Genomic DNA, 24376 nt, shown 5'->3' with positions numbered 1-24376 from the left:
ACACGACAGCTAAAAATTGGGGGATTACATAAATGGATAAAAATTTGAAGGCCGCAAAAAAAGTACTGACGGATTTCCTTGATTCATGTTATGTTAATCGAAATACAACTAAAATTCTTCAACTACTCGCTACAAATGCCTATATATATAAACCCGATTTACCAACCCATTTTATTACAAAAGCTGATTTTATAGTCTACTTGGAAAATGAAGCCGAACAAAATACAATAGCACCTTCTTATCGAATCCATACATTTCATGCCAAGCTAACCCCCAACCAATCCGTTGACCTTATAGTTTCGATTATTTTAGTGAATCAAAATGAACCAGATACAGGCTGCTGCCCCTATCAAAAATGGAATATAACCGCAACCTTGCGATTGCATGACAACAGCTATTTGATTGATGTGATTCATTTTTCTCTCGCGACAACTCAACAATCTAAAAAAGATAAGTTGGCATTTATCAAAGCACAGAGTCTTTTAAAACTTGTTCAAGCACGTTATCGCATTATTTTGGAATGCACCGAAGATATCATTTTTGAATATAATATTCCTCATGATGTATTAACGTTAAATTATAATATCGATACCCCTGAAGGGAAAAAAAATAAAAAAGTGCAAATAAACTCATATTCTACCTCACTTTACAAAAAAAGTTCAATCCACCCGGCTGATCTCGAAAAAATCGATAAAGTCTTGATGGATAAACTTTCCCCTGACAATTTGACACTACGCCTGAAAGGCCCCCCAAAAACGATATATCGCTGGTTTGAATTAAGAGGAACCTGGATTTATAATGACATGCAAAAGCCATTTTGTTATACAGGGCTTTTACACAATATTCATAAACAAAAACTGCAGATTGATGCCTTAACCTATAAGTCAGAACGGGATGGGCTTACTGGACTGTACAATCGTCAGGCGGCCGAATATTTGATTATGTCTACCTTAAAAAAAGACAGCCAGCAGCAACATGCTTTTATTATTATTGATATTGATTATTTCAAACAAGTCAACGATGTCTTGGGACATCAGTTTGGTGATTCCGTATTAGTCAGCCTCGCAAAAAAACTGAGTATGACATTTCGGTATGACGATATCATTGGACGCTTTGGCGGGGATGAATTCGTAGTCTTCATGCGCGATATCCCATCCGATGAGATGCCCCTGGAAAGATCACAGCACTTAGGTAAGCTGTTTCGACGAAAATTTATTGAAGCCTTTAATCAAAAATTTTCTTGCAGCATTGGTATCGCTATTTATAAGAAAGATGGACAAACCTTTGAAGAACTTTATCATGCTGCTGATGTTGCTTTATATGAGGCTAAGAATCACGGCCGCAATCGTTGTTATATGTACTCGCGTGAATTCGAGTAAGATTCAGACTTTGATACTCAAACTATAATATATGGTCTAATAAAATTTTTATACAAAATAAAAAGAGCAGCTTGAAAATCCCAACAGATTTCAAGGCTGCTCTTTTGCACTTTATAAAGGTTCTTATTTTTTTACATGAAGTAAATTATTGTAATTTGACAAAATTACTTTAAATAATTCAGTATCCGCCTGAATATTGGTATAATGGGTAATTGCTTTCTCAATGCCATTTTGTTTAACAAAGTCCTGAACTTCAATGGCCTGATCATCATCCAGATTGACGAATAAAAATGCGGCAGCAATGGCTTTCGCAAGATGCTTATATTCATAGCCATAGGCTTCGGCTTGTTTAGCCGGACCTACAAGGCGATCCTGTTCCGCAAGTTTACGAATAGGTGCACGGCCCACACGAAGCACTTCATCTTTAAGCGCAGGGAATGTAAAACGCTTAATGTTTTTATCAATAAAATATTGTAAATCTGCTTCTTTAAAACCAAATTTTTTCACAAGAACCTTAGCTGCTTCTTTCATCGTACCGACAGCTTCTTCTAAAATCACCGGATTTGCCAAAGCTTCTTGCACAGTTGCACAGCCATAAAGCTGACCAAGATAAGCAGACGCCGCATGACCGCTGTTTACCATATACAATTTTCTTTCTAAATACATATCAAGATTATCTGCATAATCTGCCCCTTTGATTGGCTCTGCTGACGGATCAACCAACTTATTTTTTTCAATGACAAGTTCAAACGCTTCGTCAATTTCCGGCACGCTTACACCATCTTTAATTGAATGCAGTGCAATTCGGTCCACCGAAACGTTGGCAAAACCGCCAATTTTCGTCATTTCATCTTCTGTCATGCCTTCTGTACAATTTAATAAAGCTTTTTTCAAGATATTCGTAGCAAAAAATGCATTTTCGCACGCCATGATATTCACTCTGCTTTTACCGGCAGCTAAACGCGCCTTTAGTCCACGCGCCATTGTATTGGCAATTTTAGGCAGATTGTCTGCCCAAACTGAAGTGGTAATAATATCCGCTTCCACAATTGCCGCAATAATTTCTTTTTCCTGTGTAATCGGTGAATAAGCCTTTACCTTATCGATCGTTTTCTTTTCGTAATTTCGATTAATAATATAAAGATCATACGTATGCGTAGCGTTTATACGATCAACAATTTCCTGACCAACTTCAACAAACGTAATCTCAAATCCAGAATCATGGAGCAATTCGCCAATAAAGCCTCTCCCGATATTACCTGCACCAAAATGTACTGCTTTCATAAATATATGCCCCCTAATTTTTTAACAATAATATGCTTATTGTATCATAGCACCAGAGCTTGCAAAATATAGTACCATTTTACAAGCTCCGGCGATTTTTATTCCTATTTATGCATTCGTATTGGTAAATAACTTGTAAATCAGATCTTTATCTTTCGTTGTATAGAGTTCTTTTACTTTAGACTCATATTCATCAAGCGCTGTAGCAATATTTGCCAAAATCGCCAAATGTTCATTATCTTTACCAGCAATCCCAACAATCAAATAGGCAGTTTCTTCACCAAAGTCAATGCCGTCAGGGAACTGAAGCACAACCAAGCCCGATTTTTTAATCGCATTTTTTGCCGATGATACACCATGCGGGATAGCAATACCACGACCAATATAGGTGCTGATGTCTTGTTCACGTTCAATCATAGCTTCCACATAAGGTTCTTCTGCATAGCCGCTATCAACAAGCATACGCCCCGCCATGCGGATTGCTTCTGCCTTTGTAACACTCGTAAGTCCAACTTTGATATTATTTTTCGTCAATAAATTTTGATCTTGAATCACTGTATCAGACGTATTATTTACGTCTGCTGCTATTTTTTCAAGACCGGCCAGTCTTGCAGAAATAATATCATAGACTTGATTTTGAATGAAATCTTTTACAAATATATGTTCTGCCTGCGGTACTTTCGCCTGCACTCGCGCCGACAGTTTTTCATGCGTAACGACAATTTGTGCATCAGCTGGAATATCTTCAATCGCACAATTTGTAATCGAAACATGTGTATAGCCAGCTTTCTTTAGTTTGTTTTTTAAAGCACTGGCCCCCATTGCACTTGATCCCATCCCGGCATCACAAGCATAAATGATTTTTTTCAAAGCACTGCCAGCCACAACTGTACCTGAAGTATTTTTATTACCTTTTAATTCACTTACAGCACCTTTTGCAGCTTCAAGTTCACTATCATCCATTTGATTCGCCGAGCGTTTTACAAAAACAGATGCTACAAGGAAAGATACAACCGTAGAAACGACTACACCAGCAATATTGGCAAAATAAACACCTTTTGGCGTAAGTGCCAAGATTGCAAAAATACTGCCTGGAGCCGGAGTTGCAACAAGACCGCCGCCAAGAAGAACAAATGTGAAGACACCACTCATGCCACCAGCGATAACTGCAAGCAACAGAATTGGATTCATCAATACATACGGGAAGTAAATTTCATGGATACCACCGAGGAAATGAATGATAATAGCACCAGGAGCTGAATCTTTTGCCATCCCTTTCGCAAATACCCAATAAGCAAGTAACAGACCAAGACCCGGACCCGGGTTTGGTTCAAGCAAGAAGAAAATAGATTTACCTGTTTCCTGTGCCTGCTGAATTCCAATTGGACTCAAGATACCATGATTCATCGCATTATTCAAAAATAAAATCTTACCTGGTTCAATAAACAAAGAAGCGATTGGCAGCATACCAGCTGTGACGATGATATCAACACCAGATCGTATAACGCTGTTTAAGGCCAGCACAACCGGACCAACGCCAGTATAGGCAATAATCGCTAAAATACCACCGATAATACCAGCCGAAAAATTATTGACTAGCATTTCAAAACCAACTGGAACAGATCCTTCAACAATCTGATCAAATTTCTTAATGACCCAGCCAGCCAGCGGCCCCATAATCATCGCACCAATAAACATTGGGATATCTGCCCCAATGATGACACCGCTTGTTGCAATTGCACCAAGTACCCCGCCGCGTGTCCCAGCAACTGCTTTACCACCAGTATAACCAATCAAAAGTGGCAATAAAAATGTAATCATCGGACCAACTAATTTAGCCAGACCTTCATTTGGCAGCCAGCCAGTCGGGATGAATAATGCCGTAATAAGCCCCCAAGCAATGAAAGCTCCGATATTCGGCATAACCATGCCGCTTAAGAAACGACCGAATTTTTGGATTTTGACCTGGATGTTTCCATTCGAAGTATTTTCGTTCATGTCTAACCCTCCAATAATATTTTATATTTTTTTTGATAAAATTCTTTAAATATTTTTACTAACTCAAGATAAATAAGTTTTTGATCGCCTTCATGCAATAACTCAATCAGACCCCAGCGTTCGAGTAAAATCGTTGATATATAACCAATCGTTTCCAGACTGTATTTATGCGCATTTTGAGGTGCCAGCATGACAATCGCTGTTTTAATTTGTTCTATTTTCGTTTCGAATTCAGTTTGGACTTCATATTGATTTAAATGAATAATACCAAATGTTAAATGCGAAATAGCTGCACTGCGACAATGCAATAAAATCATCTTATTGCCGCGAATTACCGTGCCACCATATTCTTCACGATTCAACAAAGCAGCCATTATATCTTTTTGTTTTGCCGCATCACGGTCAACCAGCTTGCCAATATTTTCACAAAGTTCCATAATCGTCGATGCTTCTTTGTCCTCAGCAAAAAAGAAAGAATCCAAAAGATCAACAATCGCCCGACTGTATTCATTAAGTTGCATTAAATGGGTTTTAAAATCATATGGAGCCGGCATCTTTGCTGCCTGTTTTAAAATAGTTTCCCCTAAAACGACAATCTGCTTATTGATTTTTTCTTTGTCCACTTCATTGAGTAGTGAATTAACAACAACAACTGGCAGCATACAATTTGGTATAGGAACCGTTGAAACAACAAATTCCGCTTGTACTTGATTGATGTATAGATTGTTCACATGAAGTGCTGAAATCACATCAACGACTTTAAGATTAGCGTATTCTTTTTGAATCCGACTCGCTAACATGCGCGATGTTCCCATTCCCGTGGGGCAAGCAATAAGGATTCGGTGTTCAATCTTAGAAAGTTGATCACTATCTTCAATTGCTGCCCCCAAATGCATAGCAATATAAGCAAGCTCAGATTCAGGCAAAACCAGATCCAGTTCATGCTCTAAATCTTTCACACATTTACGGCTGATTTCTAAAAGTTCTGGATAATGTTTCTGCATATCTTCCAGCAGGGGATTGCGAATATCCATTTTCATTTTCAGCCGACTGATCGAAGGTCCTAAATGATTCACAAGACCAACTAAAAGCTTTTCATTTTGAAGCAAGGCTTTCCCTGTTTCCTGCTGGGCGATCCGCATCATGGATTTTGCCAACTTCACCAAGTGAAAATTATCCACAACATTCATGGATGCACCGTGACTGCTGTACCGGTTCCGAGCCCCTAATAAATGCATCGTAATATAGCCAATTTCCGTATCGGGTACAGCAATAGCAAACAAGTCAGCAATTTTTTCACTGATTTTTCTTGCGACAGAAAATTCTTTTTTTTCTTGTAATTCATTGAGGAAGTCTTTATTTATTTCTATTTTTTCACTTTTTCTAAGTCGTTGTACAGCTAAAGCCAAATGGACAATCAAGCCAACAAAAGCATTATCCGACAATTGATACTTCATTTGCGTTTCAACATCGCGAACCGCTTTTTCAAGCTTGTGTATGACATTAACATCGACAAGATCCAGTAGATAATTCTGCGTTTCTTTTAAGGAAGCCGTTTTAACTGCTGGATTTTCAACTAGATTATCATGGACAAGATCTAAAAGCTGATCTTCTTTGATATTCTCATAAATATAATGGACAATGGCCTTCCGAATATCATTTTCTTCACCTTCAACGTAAACACCCAGCCCCGGCTTACGAACCAGTACCAAGGCATGTTCGATAAACCAAGGTTCTAATTTATCAAGATCATTGCTAATGGTTCCTTCGGTTACTTTTAAAATAGAAGCAAACTCAAATAATTTAACAGGTGCTTGATTTTGTAATAATTTACTAATAATAACAGTTTGTCTTTCAAGCGGTGAATAAGTATGTTCATCCCTGGATTCATCCAAAAGCTGCAGCACTTGTGTACAAGCAGTCATATTCCCATGAACACCGATACCCGCACCTGTTTTTTTATCGAGTTCAAGACCATACCGTTTTAGTACCGTTTCGACTTCAGGCAGTTCACGTACAATTGTCTTGGCACTTACATCCAGTTCTTTCGCAATCGCGGCAATCGTTATATAGGATGTTTCCTGACAGACTTTAGCTAAAATTGCTTTTGCTCTTGAACTTATTTTCATATTTATGTTTCAGCCTCCTATGATCACTTAGAAGCCCGATCAAGCAATTCGATTTTGCTTGCTGCGAATCCTTAATTAAGTTAAACTCATTATAATTTATCTATTTAGCAAACACAATCAAAAGACATTTTGTTTCGACCATAACGATTATGGACAAAATTAAAGAGGTGCGGAATCCGCACCTCTAAAGGGTTAATCTCTTGATGAAAATTTATCTTTTAAAATAACGTCATGCGAACCGCCCTCAACAATACTAGTTGATGACACCAACGTAAGTTTCGCATCCCGTCTAAAGTTTGGCAGCGTGAGTGCGCCGCAATTGCACATCGTCGAACGAAGTTTGCTGAGTGTAATATTAATATTATCTTTCAGCGATCCGGCATAAGGTACATAAGAATCAACACCCTCTTCGAAAGAAAGTTTCTTATCTCCCCCTAAATCATAACGCTGCCAATTTCTAGCTCGATTGGAACCTTCACCCCAATACTCTTTGAGATACGTTCCATTGATTCGTACTTTATCGGTAGGACTTTCATCGAAACGCGAAAAATAGCGACCAAGCATCATGAAATCAGCTCCCATAGCAAGTGCTAAGGTCATATGAAAATCATGAACGATCCCACCATCCGAACAAACAGGGATATAAACTCCGGTTTCTTCATAATATTCATCACGGGCCTTTATAACATCAATCAATGCCGTAGCCTGTCCACGGCCAATGCCTTTGGTTTCACGCGTAATACAAATAGACCCGCCGCCAATACCAACCTTGATAAAATCAGCTCCGGCTTCTGCCAAAAATCTAAAACCAGCCCGATCGACAACATTGCCAGCACCCACTTTAACATCTTCGCCAAATGTTTCATGAATGTATTGCAGCGTAGTTCTCTGCCATTCTGAGAAGCCTTCCGATGAATCAATACATAGTACATCCGCTCCTGCTCTTAAAAGCGCTGGAACGCGTTCTGCATAGTCACGCGTATTGATTCCGGCTCCAACAATATAGCGTTTTTTATCATCAATAATTTCTAATTCATTTTCTTTATTATCTGTATAATCTTTTCTAAAAACCATATAGCGCAAACGCTGATTTTTATCAATTAAAGGAAGCATATTAAGTTTATGTTTCCAAATCAAATCATTGGCTTCTGGCAAAGTCGTGTGTGCATCCGCATGAACCAATTTTGAAAAAGGTGTCATAAAGACTTCTGCCTTTGTATCTTCTGTCATTCGTGTAACACGATAATCACGGCTGGTTACGATACCAAGAAGTTTTCCGGTCGGCGTACCATCCTCAGTAACTGCCATGGTGGAATGACCAGTAGAATCTTTCAGTGCCAAAATTTCAGCCAGTGTCGTCGTTGGCTTAATATTCGAATCACTGTTTACAAAACCAGATTTATAAGTTTTAACACGAGCAACCATCGCCGCTTCCTCTGCAATGGACTGTGAACCATAAATAAAGGAAACACCGCCCTCTTTGGCCAATGCAATCGCCATCTTATCGTCGGAAACTGCCTGCATAATAGCAGAGGTCATTGGAATATTCATTGTGATTTTAGGTTTTTCACCTTTTTTGAATTTTACCAACGGTGTTGCCAATGAAACATTCGCTGGAACGCAGTCTGCCGAAGAATAACCCGGAACCAGTAAATATTCACCAAACGTATGAGATGCTTCACTAAAATAAAATGCCAAATTAACCCCTTCTTTTCTTTCAAAATTCTGTAGTTGCAACAAGAAATTTCTTTTACTGCTAAAAGCAAACTTCTATAGATATTGTTATATATGATAGTACGTTTTGAATATGTTTGTCAACTAAAATTATATAAATTTTATCAAAAACGAGAAAATTTAAAATAAAAACCTGATCGAATTACAGACCAGGTTTTACTTTTTACTCCGTACATACAGATCATATCTTTGTTTTGATCGTTCAAAGGTCAAGGCCCATTCATTCAGAAACTCTTCTACTGATTTTTTGCCAATCATAACTGCTTGAATCCCCTGATCCCCAGTCTGATCCAGCATAGATCGATAATCCGGTAAATACATTGGCGGTTGATAAAATTTTAAATTTGGGTTTGAAAACATCCGCAAAGCTAACTGCATATGCGGTAATTCCTGCGCCCATGGTTCTTGTAATGAATCCATATGCGTTGGAATTTGCCCAATACTTTTATTCCAATAGCTTTGACTTTTTTGCGAACACAAAAAGCTTATGAACAGCCAGGCTTCTTTTGGATGTTTGCTTGTATTAAAAATAGAATACCCGTCAATATTGCCGCCCTCTTGAATAAAATCACCATTCGTGGCTTTCGGCAGAGGCAGCGGTGCATATTCCTCCGGTTTTAAAAATTTTTGATGTTGTGAATATGATCCAATATTATGCTGCACCATAGCCACACTTCCAGTATCAAAGGCAGCGATCATTTCGCGATAACCATTTGTCACATCGCTGATTGGTGTAAATTTTTGATAAAGTGCTAAATATTTTTTTACAAACTCAACATGTTTTGGATCATTGATGCGGCACTTCCCGTTTTCATCAAAAAAATCCGTAAAGCCGGAATAAGCAAACATCATCCGCAATAATTGTATTGATGCGCCGTTACCGCCACGAATCGAAAAGCCATAACGCTGCTGGTCTTTATCCGTCAATTTTTCTACTGCAGAGAAAAACTCATCCCAAGTATCGGGAACTTTGACTTGCTTTTTCGCAAACCAATCCGGGCGATACCATAAGATCTCCATGCTCATCGTATTTGGCAGCTGATATAATTTTTTATCCAGTACCATCTCACGATTCGATTCAATAATCGCCGGTGATAGTCTGTCTTTTTCATCCCATTGTGCAAATAAAGGGTCCAAGTCCAGTAAAACTTTTTGTGACGTAAAGTCCGCCAGCCAGCTCGTTTGGACACCGCATACATCCGGAAGATCATTCGATGCAATTGCGCTATCGATTTTTTGTTTAGCAGTCTGTTTCGGCAAGCCAACATACTCAATATGGATTGTCGGATTTTGTTCTTCAAACTCTTGAATTAATTTTTTGTAATAAGGGGTTCGATCCGGACCAGCATTTTCATCCCAAAAAACAACATTCACTTTTTCTACTGCTTTAAACGGCTGTTTCATCACTGTATCATCTCTTGCGAAATGAAACGCCGTTGCCATGATACCAAACAATACACCTGCAAATAATAAACTCCAGAAAACTTTATTAAACATAGTGATTGCCGCTCCTTCGCACGATACTATAAAGTACACGCACTATTTTGACTTTTTAAAAAATTCGACAAAATCGAATCCATAACTTAGCTATATCCATCAGACCATCAAAAATCCGCTGCAAAAAACTGCAGCGGATTTTATGGGCGTAAAAACGGTTTCACATATTGCTCTATTGAAAAGATGAACAATATGTTGATTCGAAATATTTCCGTTACTGCTCTATCTGCCTATTAATGTACCATATTTTGTATGAAATGTACAGACAAATACTACACAATAAAGGATAACAATTCAAACTACGCCTGTTGGGTTTTAGCGATTGCTTGCTCTGTTTTAAGCGATAATTTCTTTTTTCTTTTCATGATAAAGCAGATCATTGTGACCAAAACAATTTTCATATTTCCAGCCAGTCAAATCCTCAACGGCTGCTTTTGTTTCTGGTGTTACATCAGCCATGCTGCCACCGTCTTTAATTCTATGAACTTCATCAACAAGAAGCTTATGCGTTTCTTTTGTGAGTTTGAGATTACGAGAAATAAACCAGATCACCACGCAGAGAACAATTGGAACCACAATCGTCATAACAAGGATACCGTCAATCGCACTTGCCGTTTGAGCACCAGCACCTTTTTCAAAACCAAAGTAAGCAAGACCAACACCAAGCAAAAAGCCTTCTGCTGCAGATGCTACTTTAGATAGAAGACCATTTACTCCCGTGAAGATGCCTTCGCGTCTTTCCATTGTTACAGCTTCGTCAATATCTGCCATGAACGGAAGCTGAAAGACAGGAATATAATCTGCGCCAGCTTTACCAACATTGTTGACAATTGCCAAAATAGTAAGCCATACGATAACCATGTTTTCTTCCATACCGATCTTCCCCTGGAAGAGAATAAAGTAGCCAACCAAAGACACCGTTACAATAACACCAACAACCTTAAATGCAGCAGGGCCACCATATTTATAGCATAGTGCAATAAATACGGCTAGGGCGATAAAGGAAATCAGCGTTGCAAAACTTGTAATAACGGACGTTGCACTCTTTGACAGCATCAGTGCATAAATTACATAGTACGTAAATACACCGGCTGCAAGATTTTTATAAATACCAATTAAAAGCATCATACCTGAATGGATACGAAATGCCCTGATTTTCATACTAGCAAAGATATCATTGATCATCTTAATAAGAACATGATGGATACTCCCCATCTTTTCAGCATAAACGATATCTTCAGGAGCTCTTTCAAATGTAAGAAAGTACACAGCAACGAGTGAAAGAGCTGTAATGAATGCATAGGACAAGCCAGTATAGAAATAAGCATCCACCGAGCCTTCACCAAAATACTGAAAAAAAGCTGCGGGGAAAAGAAGTGCTATCGTGCTGGCAAATGTACCGCAGTACTGTTTTGCCGACACAAGCTTCGTTTTTTCAGAAGCGATTTGTGTCATTTCAGCAGGAAGTGTTGGTCCCGGAACGATTACCATTGTAAAGACCATTTCATAGAGTATATTGGCAATTAAATAGAATGTGAACGTCTGACCCGAAAGCCAGAGTAGCGGATACGTGATGAGAACACCAGGAATCCCCAGCATAATAAAGAAATGCCGTCTGCCGAATTTTTTGCCAAGCCGTGTCCGGCCAAAGTTATCACTGATATAACCCATGACTGGATTTCCCACTGCATCAAGAAGGCGGGCAATTGTAAAGATCAGACCTGCCTGTATCGGGCTGATACCACAAGCGGCTGTATAAAACAACATTAAGAATGCCGATGACAATGCCTGCGTACCACCGCCAAGAAAGTTCAAACAAGCATAACCGACTACGTTCCACCATGTGACTTTTCTCGTTTTCATATTTTTCTCTCCCCTAAAATTTTATAATATATAAGTTGTATTAAATATTGTATATGGCAATCGTCAGAAATTGGGTATAGGGTTGAGTGGCGTTACCTAAGAAGCAAACGATGCCCTATACCCAATTCCTGGCAGACTGATAGACTGAATGTAATTTTTTTAATGCGTTCTCTACATTCTACGATTGCATTTTTGCCGTTAGAGTATTTCTCGTTCTGCCGCGGCCAAAACAAATGGTCCTAAACCTTTCGGTTCATTGCTGACAATGGGTTCACTCATATAATAGGCGAAGGTTCCATCCCGTTTTTCTTTGCCGCCTAACCCAGCTACCGAGCAAACTTTATTCAAATTAATCAGCCCTGCTTTCGTTTCTAAAATGAATTCCTTGACTAACCCGTCATAGGAAGCCTCTGCTGTTTCTTTTAAACCAATTGGTAAATAACCGAGTCTCACACCTTTAAGCAGTGCATACACCATCATCGAAGAGCCGGATGATTCAAGATAATTTCCCGGACGGTCGCCTTCATCAAGAATCTGGTACCACACGTGAGATTTTTTATCTTGCACTTTCAAAAGTGCCTGAATACAATCATTAAAGATTTGAATTAACTGACTGCGATGTTCATTATCTTCAGGGAAAAGTTCCAGCGTATCAGCAAGAGCCATAACATACCAGCCCATTGCTCTGCCCCAAAAATGTGGTGACAACCCCGTGTTTTTATCAGCCCATTCTTGCTGTTTCATTTCATCCCAAGCATGATATAAAAGTCCTGTTTTTGCATCCTTCAGATTTTTTTCAGCAATGATAAACTGTTTGGCAATGTCATCAAAAGCCGCACGATCATCAAAGGCTTTACTATAAGCCGCATAAAAAGCAGCTCCCATGTAAAGTCCATCTAACCAAATCTGATGTGGATACATTTCTTTATGCCAGAAAACACCTTCACTCGTCCGTGGATGTCTATCAATTTGTTTTCTAAGATTTTGCAAGGCTGCTTTATATTTTTTTTCACCGGTTTCTTGATACAAAGTTATTAAGATTTTGCCGTTATTTAAATGATCAATATTATATTCGTCTAAGCGATAGCCAGTGATTGTACCATCATCCTGAATAAAATGATCCATTGTTTTTATAATGAAATTTAAATACTTTTCCTCACCACATTGCTGCCATACTTTGGCAATGCCATCGAGTGTCAACCCATATTCATAGCCCCAATGATCTGTTAAATTTGTATTTCTTGCTATAATTGAATCTGCCATCCACTTTGCATAATTTTTCATTTTGCCACCTCATAACCTTTTCATAAATAATCTAATTTAATAGCCTGCTTCATCCGCTATGATAATAATTTTGATACGTCCTTCAAACTTAATTCCATTATGGATAATCGTTGTAAAGTTACATATCCTTTTCTTGCAATCACAATCTACACAATACCCAGTCTCCACACAAGGTGTTTCATGTTTAATCCGCTTCGAATTCATCGGTGCAATCTCTCTGATCCGTTTAAAAGCATCTTCCAAATTCTCAACAATTTTATTAACCCCGGCAACAATAATGACATTTTTCGGACCAAAAATCATCGGCGCAACACGATTGCCCGTGCAATCCGTATTGACAAGCTCACCCTGTTTCGTAATTGCATTCGTTCCAGTCAACAAAAAATCAGCAGTAAGTGATTTACGATGAATTTCTACAATATCAGGATCAAAAGGAAGATTTTGATACCGATCAAAAAAAGCATAATTCCCATTTCTTAAAACGTCTACAATCCCCATATCACTTAAAGTAGTTGAACCACCAAGAGCCACACTAGCTCCATCATCAATCATCGATACTAATTTTTCTTTTGCTTCGGCAAGATTTAATACATACGAAGCTTGAAAATGTTTTTTATTTAAAACAGCAACGATTGTTTTGGCTTTACAGATGTTTTTCCATTGTTTAATTGTCTCCATCTATAAACCACCTCCTTTCTTTCAAAATAGAATTCCATACTTATTTTTCAGCTTCTATTTTCTTCTTTTTATCATTTTTGATTGGTTTCGTTTCTTCGAAAACAATATTTTCAAAACTTGCATTTTTTAAATAATTCAACTGCATCGGTTTGGTGTTTTTAAAGAGTAAATTTGAGAAAATCAAATTTTCATGGAATGCATTTTCCAGTCCCTGCACTTCAATGGCGGCTCCGCCAGCTCCATCAATCGTACAATTTTCAATTCTGATGTTTTTGAATTGACCTGGTGTCTTCGCCTTTGGATATTCTACAACCGCATTCGGATCAGAATATCCAGACGTAAAGATAAAGGCCTGCAATCTGATATTTTTCATGGCATTATCACGGAAAATGATATTTCTGGCACCACCGCCAATTTGAGGTGCTGTCTTAGCTCGAAAACCAATGTCTGTATTTTCAATTACATTATCTTCCGCCAAAATATTTTCAATCCAGGCTGCCGTATGACTGCCAGTTACAACTGCGCCATGTCCATGGTTGAAATAATTATTGAAGATCCAGATGTTTTTCGTTGAAGGATCTTTTTGCCCTAAGCTGCCAAGCCCTGCGGCAAAGTTAACACAGTCATCGCCTGTATCAAAATAATTATTGATTACAGTCAAGCCATTGCCATGCGTAAACTCAATTCCATCACCATTATTGCAGTCAAACGTACGGAACGTAACATCGTTAATGGTTACATCATCACACTTAACATTCACTAAGGTATGATTTGCCGGATTGATCACGTGAATGCCGCCATAATAAACCTGTTTTACACCACGTAATAGAATCAAACTTGACCGTCTTGGATACGAAGATTTAAACGTTTGTCCATCTTTCATTAAAGCTTCTACCTGTGCTTTGGCCAAAATTCCGATATTCAGCACATGATTCGGATCCATTACACCAGCCTTATCTGTTTTATTTTTTGCATATAAATAAGCTGTTTGATCTGCATTCTTTTTCCAGCCATTTCCATCGATTGTTCCTTCACCAACAATACGAATTTTTTCAACAACGGGTTCTTTGCTCGTTGGTCCGGCATTGATTAAAGCGAAAAATCGTTCGTCGCTAGAATATGGGTAAAGTTTATAATGATACGTATAGTCTTGCGCATTTTCAGAGCCAAGTAACGTTGCCCCTTTGGTCACTTCCAATGTCATATTACTTTTAAGCCAAATCCCGCCCGTTTTAAACACCCCAGCCGGAACCAGCACTTTCGCCCCGGGTGTACAAGCATCAATTGTTTTTTGAATAGCCTTGGTATTCAGCGTTGTACCATCACCAACAGCCCCATACGACTCAATATTAAATATGGTCGGAACAGCTGTCGTTTTTTGTTTCACTATATTACTGTCGGCTGATTCAGTCCCTTTTGCATCGACAGCACGCACCGTAAATTTATATTCCGTAGCAGGTTTCAGCCCTGTCACAATATAGGAATGTTTCAGTATTGCCTGCGCTTTTGCATTTTCCGTATAAAATTTATCTATACTTGGCTTCGCTGCCGAGCTCTTATCCGATTGGACATTACCTAGCAGCTTATTATTCATATATATGTGATAATCCACAATAGCAGTTTGGTCTTCCGTTTTTTCCCAAACCAAAATAATGCTCTGCTCATCAACAGCTAAGGCCGGAACCTTTAAATTTTGTGGTACTGCAAGGCTTGCAGCAAATGTCACGGAACTCATTAATAGCCCTAATACCATAATCAATACGATTTGTCTGACATATTTTTTCATTCCTAATTCGCTCCTTCACGATCTTTTCAACTTGCCTCAAGCAATTGCTTAGAAGAAAAATTCAACTTGCGAACGCAACCATTTTTCGCTCGTTTTATCGGTTCCCGTCAAATCCTTACTCTGCAGCCAGCGAGTTGTCCAAAGGATATTTTTGGTTGGAACATATTTATAGATAAACTGCCAGCCTTGACGTCCAACTTTGTTATCCTTAATATCAAAGGTTGATTTGATATACGCTTGATCTTCCAAATGGACATAATCGATTTCCGTCGACCAGGAATGCGCTATTTTTTTATCTGCTGTACGATATGCCAAAGAGAAATTATAGGCTGTATTTTGATCATCTCGATCTGACTTTGCATAATCTGCTCCAAAATTCAGATTTTTCGCAATATCATGATCAAAGGCAAGTTCCCAAATATTCGTATCTTCATAACTGGCAACTGCATTCCCTTTTGGATCTTTATAGTTTTTGTTATCGGCCATTGTATGCCATAGACCCGCATAAAGATTTGTTTTTTCATCCAGTGGATAGGTTACATCCAATTGAACGTAATTGATGCCAACATTTTTTGGATTTATATAGCTTTCATTAATCCCGCGATCATCTTTGCTTACCGTTTCGCCAGTTGTATTACGTGTTGTCGAGTTATAATCCGGTTTACCATACGTTACATTGACTTTGGCCTTATTACCAAAGCTATAAACGGCACCTGTATAATATTCATTCATGACCATCCCATTGATGGCTCCGGCTTTATCACGCCCAACTTTTAATGTACCGTTACCAACTGGACCATAGATGTAGAGTCGTGACATATCAAACTGCCCGTTTGTATTTTCCTGACCACCGCGATCCTGTCCGTCACGATCGCGTGCGCCTAAGAAACGAACCAGTCCATTCCAACCGCCGCCAATCGGTGTAGTCCCTGTCAATTCATAATAATAGGATGAGTCTTTGACACCTGTACCCGTCGTGTCACCTTTGGCATTGTTATGATCTGTTTTATGATCGTAACGCACTCTGATATTTCCGTTCCATTTAAGACCATCTGTTTTGGGCGCAGCCGGAGCCGCAACGACTGGTGCGGGCGGTGTACCCCCTGGTATCCGAACATGCATATCCGTTAATTCATCTTTAAATTCCATTTCCATCTGCGTAATCTGTGTTTGCATTGCCGAATCGGCTTTTTTTACATTTGACATTGCTTTGGCTGTCATAACTGCCATTTCATAACGAGTCAGCGGGCGATCTTTATTAAAATCTCCATCTTTATACCCATCAATTAAACCATCATGAACGAGCTCCGCTACTGTTTGATAAGACCAATGCTGCATGGGAACGGTAGCAAATGGATTATCCGTTGCTGCAAATACAGCACTTTCCATCCCAAAAGCAATACAGAATGCTAAACTCATCGCCAATTTCTTTTTCATTTTTTCTATCCCCTTATATTCTTATTTTCCTTAATCACAAATTTTTAAATTAGTTTAATAGGCACAAACAATTCGCAGAATAGTCCACAACACTGCGTATGTATAAAAACGAACACCACCCAAAATCATAGTATTTTCTGGCCTATTTTTGCCAGCAGTTAAAAATGAATCCAGTTTTGTATTACGATAACGTAAACCGGTTAACCTTTAGATAAAAAAAATAAGTACATGTATAATCACCGATCCCTATCCAGGAAAAATTAACATTTTTTCTCTCCTCCCGCCCAAAATTGTATTGAACACTGTATGACGCATGCTGCAACTCTAGGATTTTTAATATATATCATCACCAGCATTTATTTCATTATAGTTCTACGTATGTTTTTAAGGAATTCAAAATATTAAGATAACTCTGCACTTTCTTTAGATATTGTAGTTTAATTTGAAATATTGTGATAATTGTTAATAGTTCCTCTTACTATGATAACAAAAATTTATGATATGATACAAAAACAGGTTGTAAAGCATAAATTGCTTTACAACCTGTTTTTAAACTCAATGGGAGAAAGACCGGTATGTTTCTTGAAACATACACTAAAATATTCTGGTGTATTATAGCCGACCATATCCGCTACTTCATAACATTTCATATCTTGGTTACGCAAAAGCTCCATTGCTTTTTGCATACGCACCTGCAATAAAAAATCAGAAAAGGTAATTTTTTTTTTCTTGTTTGAATAATGTACTTAAATAAACTGGATTAATATGGATATGACTAGCCACATCCTGCAAGGAAAGTCCCTGCTTTACATAATGTTTTTCCATATATTTCACAGCCTCACCAATGACTCCGCCTCGATGGCTTTCCCGTTTACCAGCCATAAATTCAGCCAAATCACCAACCACCGAACGAATGAGGTTGAAAATTTCACGAATTGTCTGCATTTCGTTAATCCGGATATAGTACAAAGACATGTTTTTGCGCTGCACATGTTCCCAATCGGATGCCCATTCCGCACTGCCGCGAAACAGAGAGATGACGAGCCACACCGATAAAAGACGAACATGATAGAGTGACATTTGCTTTTCCTGAATCATCACATGTTCTAAATCATCAATGGCCATGAATGCATCCTGCGCTAACCCGAGCTTTACATCGTGAACAAGTTCATTCACCTTATCTTCCGTCTGCAAACTCACAGCCTGCTGGGAAGACAGTTTAATATCAGATAAAGAATATATCTTATCTTTACCAATAAAATGCCGAAAATCAAGGAGCGACCGTGCTTCTTGGTAAGATAACCGCAAACCCAAGATTCCTTGATGGACACCACCCAAAACAATGGTTACGGTCGTTTTTAAATATCTATGTACCATCTTTTGTATTTGTTCCACTAAGTAGCGACCATTTTCCTCTGCCAATTGCACTGTCTCATTACTAGAATACAGCAGCACCAGTTCGTCCTGGTCGAGTTCAACCACACCTCCGGTTCGCTGGCTGTGCGTGACTTCTTCGCACATATTTACCACACAAAACTTGAAAGCTTTCTGCCGTTCGATAAAATCTGCCATTTCCATAGAATCTTGATGATATTCATCAATCTTAATTAAAAAAGCAATAAACGTCTGTCCCGTTAAATCGATGCCTAATGACATTGCATCCTGCCGAAGCTCTGTTTCCTCGCCATTTCCATCCATTAATTTTTTTAAAAATTCACGACGGAAAAATGGATTGGCGGCATTTATTTTTTGCTGCACACGATTTTCAGCATCCCATTCACTCGCCGCATTTCGTACTTTTTCTAATAAATTTTCCTTGTCGACCGGTTTTAACAAATAATCAAAAACATGCGCTTTTACAGCTTGCTGCGCATAACTAAAATCCGTATACCCCGTCAAAAGTATCAATTTAATGAGTGGATACCGTTCCTTAACAATTTGCGCCAATTCCAAACCATCCATAAACGGCATCTTAATATCCGATATCACAATGGTCGGATATTCTGTTTCAATCAAATTTAATCCTTGCTCGCCATCAGCCGCTTCACCAACAAGCTGAAAACCATACTGTTCCCAGGGAATAATTTTTGCCAGCCCACGGCGAATAATGCGATCATCATCAATAATCAAAATCCTATGCATTTTACGTATCCTCCAATCTTTCCATAGGAATCATAACCGTCATCACAGTCCCTATATTTAACTCACTGTCTATTTTAAGACCAGCATTGGTTCCATAATAAAGCTGTATTCTTTCATGTACACTACGAACACCCAAACCCATTTTAATGCGCCCTAATGTTTTATCTGTCAGCCCGGCCCGTACTTCTGCCAATCGTTCTGGTGTCATACCCAAGCCATTATCCTCTACCTCAAAATACAAGAAGCCATCCTTGGTATACCCAGTAACCTTAATCCAGCCAATACCGCGTTTCTGTTTAATACCATGATAAATGGCATTTTCCACCAAAGGCTGCAACGTTAATTTGACAATGCTATAAGGAAAAAGCTTCGAATCTACATTAATTTCATAAGAAAAAACATCACCATAACGCATCTCTTGAATAAATAAATAATTGCGAATATGCGATAGCTCTTCTTCAACCGTAATAATTTCTTTGCCGCAACTGATACTACTGCGAAAGAAATTCGCCAAAGCCGTTACCATAGCACTTGCATCTTTAGTTAACCCCATATCGCATAATCCTTGAATCGAATAAAGTGTATTATATAAAAAATGCGGATGAATCTGTGTCTGCATCACCGAAAATTCTAACTGTCGTTTACTTTCCTGTTCCGCTTTAATCTGCTCCAGCAAAACTTTAACCCGCTGCACCAAATCCTGAACCCCTTGATCCAGTACACCAATTTCATTAATGGAATGGATACTCGAAACAAATTCAAGATTATCACCTTTTATGCTCTTCATATGATCCGCTAATAAAGAAATCGGTTTTGTAATATAACCAGCCAGTATATTCGTCAACCCCACCGCAATAAGAATCAACAAAATAATAATGAATACTGTAATATATTTGATATATTTCACATTATCCAGTATCTCAGCCTGCGTAAAAACAGCCGCTAATTTCCACTGATTACTGGGAATCGTCTCATAAATAGCTACCAGATTTTCTCCTTGCGTATTTTTAAATTCAATTCTTCCGGATTTTTCTTTCGTTTGCTGCAAATTTTGAATTACATCCGGCGTCATTTGATAAGCACTGTCCGTTTTTTTGAAAGTCAAGATTCCCTCCTTATTGATTAATACTAAATAACCACTTTTACTTAGTAAGGAGCGACTAAAAACTTTTTCAAAAAAATCATGCCGGAAACTAAATAAAATAATTCCATTGATCTTTGCATTGCCACGGCCAAAAAGTTTGAAAAGGCTTACATTTTCTTCTCGATTTGCATCTGACGGATTCGAATTGCGCCAATATATATCATAAGGATTGTCTTTATATTGATCCCGATATTGTTTATAGCTAAAAGGGGTTACAATATTTGGATCATCACCACGGAAAAAAATAAACTTATTATTATGAAAGTTAAGATAAATCGAATCAATCATCGTCCCATTCAGTGATCGAATCGTATTAACATGAGACTGCACTCGTATGTAATCCTCCGGGCTGATATCCTTAGGGTCCTTATTGATCACAGACAACACATCCGGATCATTGGAAAGTTCTATCAGCTGTTGCAGGACATCAGCAAAGCGGTTATCCAGATAATTTCCTGTTTGAAAAACAATCGTCTGCACATTACTATATGCATTGTCCTCAATTTGCTGCGCTGCCAGCCAATATGAAATCGTACCTGTCATAAAGATAAATAAAATAATAATCGGTATGTAAAAACTCAGAATTGTTGATTTCAACGAATATAACATTTTCTGTGCAACCTTAGCATGCAGCCAATTCGTCAAATTTTTAAATTTATTCAAGCTGCACCTCATTTCAGAAAAACAAAACCATCTCTACCTATTATATGCATAGAGATGGTTTTATTCAATCTTTTTATACAACCATGATTCGACTCCCTGCGACTTTTTTAGCCGCTAAAAGAATCTAAAAAACTTGCATTTAGATATACTGAATGTATTTCGCATAATCCTTAAAAATCAAATGCGTTGGCGAAGTACCCTCTTCGATCTCAGGGATACGAGACTGCGCTTTATAAAAGCGGTTATCGACCCGATCATCATTACCACACCAACCAATCAAATAATCATATACATTTTTCGCATTTTCAACCTACCTTTTTCTAGAAAACCATGGGGATGTTTTTTGTCGTCTTTTTCTATATATTTACATTTTTTACAGCGTAAAAATAGACGGCTGAAACCATATTAGTTAGCGGTTCAGTCGCCTTATAAAAATCTAACGATGTGATAAACATCTCAATTGCCGTGCATTTTCTTACAAAAATCAAACAGTTCCATACTTCAAGCGTTACAAGAGTTCTTGATGTCGACATAAAATCAACAAAACTTACATTTTATATTTATTTAAAAAATTAATTTTACACAATTATAAATCTTTTGTCCTATGTTTTCAAGTGAGCACAAGAAAAAAATACCATTTAACCTTTTTCACGAATAATATTATATAACAAAGGTTGCATATATTAAAACACTAGCGCCTTATTATTTACTTATAAATTACAATCAGAATTCATTAATGTTGGTGCATTTTTATCCCCTTCCGAAAGAATGGGGTTTAAAATATTAAACGCGATATTAAGGTCACGATCTGCATATGTGACCGTTCGTGATAACGCTGCATCAAAATAATTATCAATTTGCATCACAACTTGAGTCTCATCCTCTAAAGATAGAAAAGCGTGTCCAAAGCCTGCGGGGATATATATTTGCTTTCGGTTTTGAGCCGATAATTCGACAGAAACCCACTTTTTATAAGTAGCTGAATTTCGTCTTAAATCTACTGCAAAGTCAAACCCACGTCCTTTAATACAGAATAACAGTTTGTTTTGCACTCTGGGATGATTTTGAAAATGAATTCCATATAATGTTCCTTTTTTTGAAGGACAATTTAAAATTTCTTCAACAAATTCCGTATAAATGCCAACTTCTTCTAATTGTCTTTTGGAAAAAAGTCGATAACCAATCCCCCTATTGTCTTCTTTTGTATCATAATTTAAAACACATACTTCTTTTAAATCCAAATGTGTCAAATGTATCATACTGCCCCGCCTCCTTTTCTGAATTACAAATTTGCGAAACTACCACCTGTATCAACAATCATAAATTTACATGCATTTCCCCACAACGCAAAAATAGACGGCTGGAGCTATACTATCTAGCCATTCAGTCGCCTTATAAAAATCTTACGATATAGTAAATTTTGTTTATTCCAACGGATTTTATCTATTTGCCAAACATCTTCCATTTCGTCACTTCTTTTCGTATCGATTGCCGTGCATTTTCTTACAAAAACCGAACAGTCCCATACTTCAAGCGTTACAAGAATTCTTGATGTCGACATAAAAATCAGCAAAACTTACATTTTTAAATGTATTCAAAAATATTCAACTACCGTATAATTTAAAAGCTTTCATCTCGTGATTGCAAGATAAAAATAACCTGCTTTTTCTCGAACCAAATTTTTTTTCTTTTTTATCCAACGAGCGCTAATGCCATAAAATTATTCATCATATGCATCATAATACACGGCCATAAGGAATTTGATTTTCGAAACAACCACCCCTGTAAGAGTGAAAAGCCAAAAATAAACGTGCTCAGCTGTGACCAAGCGACCACAGTATGTGCAATTTTATCGGCATTCATATACCAAATAGGAAAATGAATACTTACGAACAAGAAGCTCACGAACAAATTTGCTTTCCAAAAGGAAAATCTCGCCTTTATTTTTTGCAAGAAATATCCCCGAAATAATGTTTCTTCAACTAATCCAGCCATAAATACTGTATTCAACCACTGTGTAAAAGTAAGCCACGGAGAAAATACCAGACTGGAATAAAATAGAATATGCATAAGGATATTATAGCTTGCAATAAAGCTAATACCCAATGTGCTCCATAATATGGCCGCATTTTTACTGGAATTCAGCTTTAAATATGCAAATATCGGAGTTTTTTCAGCCTTCAATATAGCAATAACTGGCAATAGCCAGACCGTTATTTTCCAAATTGGGTCAAACACATCACTGAAAATGACTCCCTTCATTTTCAACAAAGGAAAAAGAACAATTTCTGAAAACGCCCAAGTCATATAAAAGAAAACAATATGCTTTAAGAGACTGTACCGATTACTTATTTCTACAAATTTCAATTCCGATTCCTCTCTGGTCTTGTATTGTCACACCTGATATATGACTCACCGGGACTGTTTTGTTGAGTTTGCTAGACTTATACATTTCACAGTTATTAGTTTTTACATATAAATACAAAATTCCTGCAAATTGTTAAAATATTTTGCAGGAATGCCGTCGCTTCTCTATTTTCAGCTTTTATTACAACCATTTTTCGCCGTTACCAATGATACTTCGCTTCCTGTCTAATATTAAACGTCAAAAAAAGGTTATTTGTCTATTATTGTAAAAATTGAATTTACATGGTAGAGGCGAGCCGTGGCCCTACACCCCCACCTTTTTAACTATGTCAAAGTCATCGATTGATCATTGTTCCATAACATGGCATCAATGGCAGCACGAATATCCACTACTAAAGAACACTGGCTTATTTTCTCGCTTTGTTTTTTCAAATGCTTCATCGCACCAAGGATACCAATCTACTGGATTATAGGCATGTTGGAGAAGATACGGGCTCTTTTCCTTTATCAAACGATTAGGCTTTTTGTCCACGAAATCACCCCTATGTATTAGTTACATTACATGGCACGTTCATGATTATTATATACAAAAAAGTATCAGCAGTACGCCAATACTTTTATTAAAAAATTTACCCCCTTAGAGGCTTTTCTGTTTATGGCATAATGAAATAGGACAAAGTTGCAAATAAAAATCCCCACTTATGCAAAACAGAATTCCTCAAAAATGCAAAAAGCCATTGCGAACAAGAACCAAATAACCTACCCTTATTAGGTGACAAAACACTAACGGGGGAGGACTGGAGGATGCTCACAATGACCCAAATTGATTATATCAGAAAAGCGTTCTTTGAGGAAGGTCTCAATATTTCACAAATTGCAAAAACCTTTTCTTGTGATCGCAAAACGGTGCGCAAGTATTTGGCAATCGAAGATTTCAATCAACCATTCCCTAAAGCAAAACGCGTAACCGAACAACCAAAATTGGATTCTT

The 24376-nt window shown here is 37.8% G+C and carries 19 protein-coding genes and 1 pseudogene; 2 read left to right on the top strand and 18 right to left on the bottom strand.

Features of this window, described 5'->3' with window-relative positions; translation table 11 throughout:
* Positions 1-32: 32 nt before the first annotated feature.
* Positions 33-1379: a GGDEF domain-containing protein gene (locus tag BMY14_RS13370; protein ID WP_091832742.1), complete on the top strand. Its 1347-nt coding sequence runs from the start codon at positions 33-35 to the stop codon at positions 1377-1379.
* A gap of 123 nt (positions 1380-1502) precedes the next feature.
* On the opposite strand, the gene BMY14_RS13365 is transcribed toward BMY14_RS13370, so the two are convergent.
* From BMY14_RS13365 to BMY14_RS13290, 18 genes are all read right to left on the bottom strand, one after another.
* Positions 1503-2663, bottom strand: coding sequence for a mannitol-1-phosphate 5-dehydrogenase (locus BMY14_RS13365; RefSeq protein ID WP_091832739.1), 1161 nt, complete (start codon positions 2661-2663; stop codon positions 1503-1505).
* Positions 2664-2771: 108 nt separating this feature from the next.
* On the bottom strand, positions 2772-4661 hold the full coding sequence (locus tag BMY14_RS13360; RefSeq protein ID WP_091832736.1) for a PTS mannitol transporter subunit IICBA: 1890 nt from the start codon (positions 4659-4661) through the stop codon (positions 2772-2774).
* 2 nt (positions 4662-4663) lie between these two features.
* Positions 4664-6790, bottom strand: a complete 2127-nt coding sequence (locus BMY14_RS13355; RefSeq protein WP_091832733.1) for a BglG family transcription antiterminator — start codon at positions 6788-6790, stop codon at positions 4664-4666.
* 192 nt (positions 6791-6982) lie between these two features.
* Positions 6983-8488, bottom strand: coding sequence for an IMP dehydrogenase (locus tag BMY14_RS13350; RefSeq protein ID WP_091832730.1), 1506 nt, complete (start codon positions 8486-8488; stop codon positions 6983-6985).
* Between the two features lie 192 nt (positions 8489-8680).
* Positions 8681-10021: an ABC transporter substrate-binding protein gene (locus BMY14_RS13345; protein ID WP_091832727.1), complete on the bottom strand. Its 1341-nt coding sequence runs from the start codon at positions 10019-10021 to the stop codon at positions 8681-8683.
* Positions 10022-10357: 336 nt separating this feature from the next.
* Positions 10358-11884: an MFS transporter gene (locus BMY14_RS13340; protein WP_091832724.1), complete on the bottom strand. Its 1527-nt coding sequence runs from the start codon at positions 11882-11884 to the stop codon at positions 10358-10360.
* A gap of 198 nt (positions 11885-12082) precedes the next feature.
* The gene (locus BMY14_RS13335) at positions 12083-13168 is read right to left on the bottom strand and encodes a glycoside hydrolase family 88/105 protein (protein WP_091832721.1); all 1086 of its coding nucleotides are present in this window, start codon (positions 13166-13168) and stop codon (positions 12083-12085) included.
* A gap of 36 nt (positions 13169-13204) precedes the next feature.
* Positions 13205-13846, bottom strand: coding sequence for a lactate utilization protein (locus tag BMY14_RS13330; protein ID WP_091832718.1), 642 nt, complete (start codon positions 13844-13846; stop codon positions 13205-13207).
* 40 nt (positions 13847-13886) lie between these two features.
* On the bottom strand, positions 13887-15632 hold the full coding sequence (locus BMY14_RS13325) for a glycosyl hydrolase family 28 protein (protein ID WP_091832715.1): 1746 nt from the start codon (positions 15630-15632) through the stop codon (positions 13887-13889).
* Positions 15633-15680: 48 nt separating this feature from the next.
* Positions 15681-17069, bottom strand: a complete 1389-nt coding sequence (locus BMY14_RS13320; RefSeq protein ID WP_091832712.1) for an S-layer homology domain-containing protein — start codon at positions 17067-17069, stop codon at positions 15681-15683.
* Between the two features lie 536 nt (positions 17070-17605).
* A complete protein-coding gene (locus tag BMY14_RS20895; protein WP_245741418.1) occupies positions 17606-17755 on the bottom strand; it encodes a helix-turn-helix domain-containing protein in 150 nt (49 codons plus the stop codon).
* A gap of 19 nt (positions 17756-17774) precedes the next feature.
* Positions 17775-19211, bottom strand: a complete 1437-nt coding sequence (locus BMY14_RS13315; RefSeq protein ID WP_245741417.1) for a response regulator — start codon at positions 19209-19211, stop codon at positions 17775-17777.
* Between the two features lies 1 nt (position 19212).
* The gene (locus BMY14_RS13310) at positions 19213-21018 is read right to left on the bottom strand and encodes a sensor histidine kinase (protein ID WP_091832709.1); all 1806 of its coding nucleotides are present in this window, start codon (positions 21016-21018) and stop codon (positions 19213-19215) included.
* Between the two features lie 139 nt (positions 21019-21157).
* On the bottom strand, positions 21158-21298 hold the full coding sequence (locus tag BMY14_RS13305) for a D-lyxose/D-mannose family sugar isomerase (protein WP_245741416.1): 141 nt from the start codon (positions 21296-21298) through the stop codon (positions 21158-21160).
* A 430-nt stretch (positions 21299-21728) separates the two neighbouring features.
* A complete protein-coding gene (locus tag BMY14_RS13300) occupies positions 21729-22277 on the bottom strand; it encodes a dTDP-4-dehydrorhamnose 3,5-epimerase family protein (protein WP_091832706.1) in 549 nt (182 codons plus the stop codon).
* A gap of 116 nt (positions 22278-22393) precedes the next feature.
* The gene (locus BMY14_RS20605) at positions 22394-22579 is read right to left on the bottom strand and encodes a hypothetical protein (RefSeq protein ID WP_177177598.1); all 186 of its coding nucleotides are present in this window, start codon (positions 22577-22579) and stop codon (positions 22394-22396) included.
* Positions 22580-22710: 131 nt separating this feature from the next.
* Positions 22711-23280, bottom strand: a complete 570-nt coding sequence (locus BMY14_RS13295; RefSeq protein WP_177177597.1) for a CPBP family intramembrane glutamic endopeptidase — start codon at positions 23278-23280, stop codon at positions 22711-22713.
* A gap of 472 nt (positions 23281-23752) precedes the next feature.
* Positions 23753-23917 carry a DUF255 domain-containing protein gene (locus BMY14_RS13290; RefSeq protein WP_218144907.1) on the bottom strand — a complete coding sequence of 55 codons (165 nt, stop codon included), beginning with the start codon at positions 23915-23917 and terminating at the stop codon, positions 23753-23755.
* 272 nt (positions 23918-24189) lie between these two features.
* On the opposite strand from BMY14_RS13290, the pseudogene BMY14_RS13285 reads away from it, so the two are divergent.
* Positions 24190-24376, top strand: a pseudogene (locus BMY14_RS13285) (IS21 family transposase); the annotation flags it as partial.

It is taken from the genome of Propionispira arboris, from assembly GCF_900109225.1.
Classification (GTDB): Bacteria; Bacillota; Negativicutes; order Selenomonadales; family Selenomonadaceae; genus Propionispira; species Propionispira arboris.
This window is presented reverse-complemented; position numbering and strand designations above follow the sequence as displayed.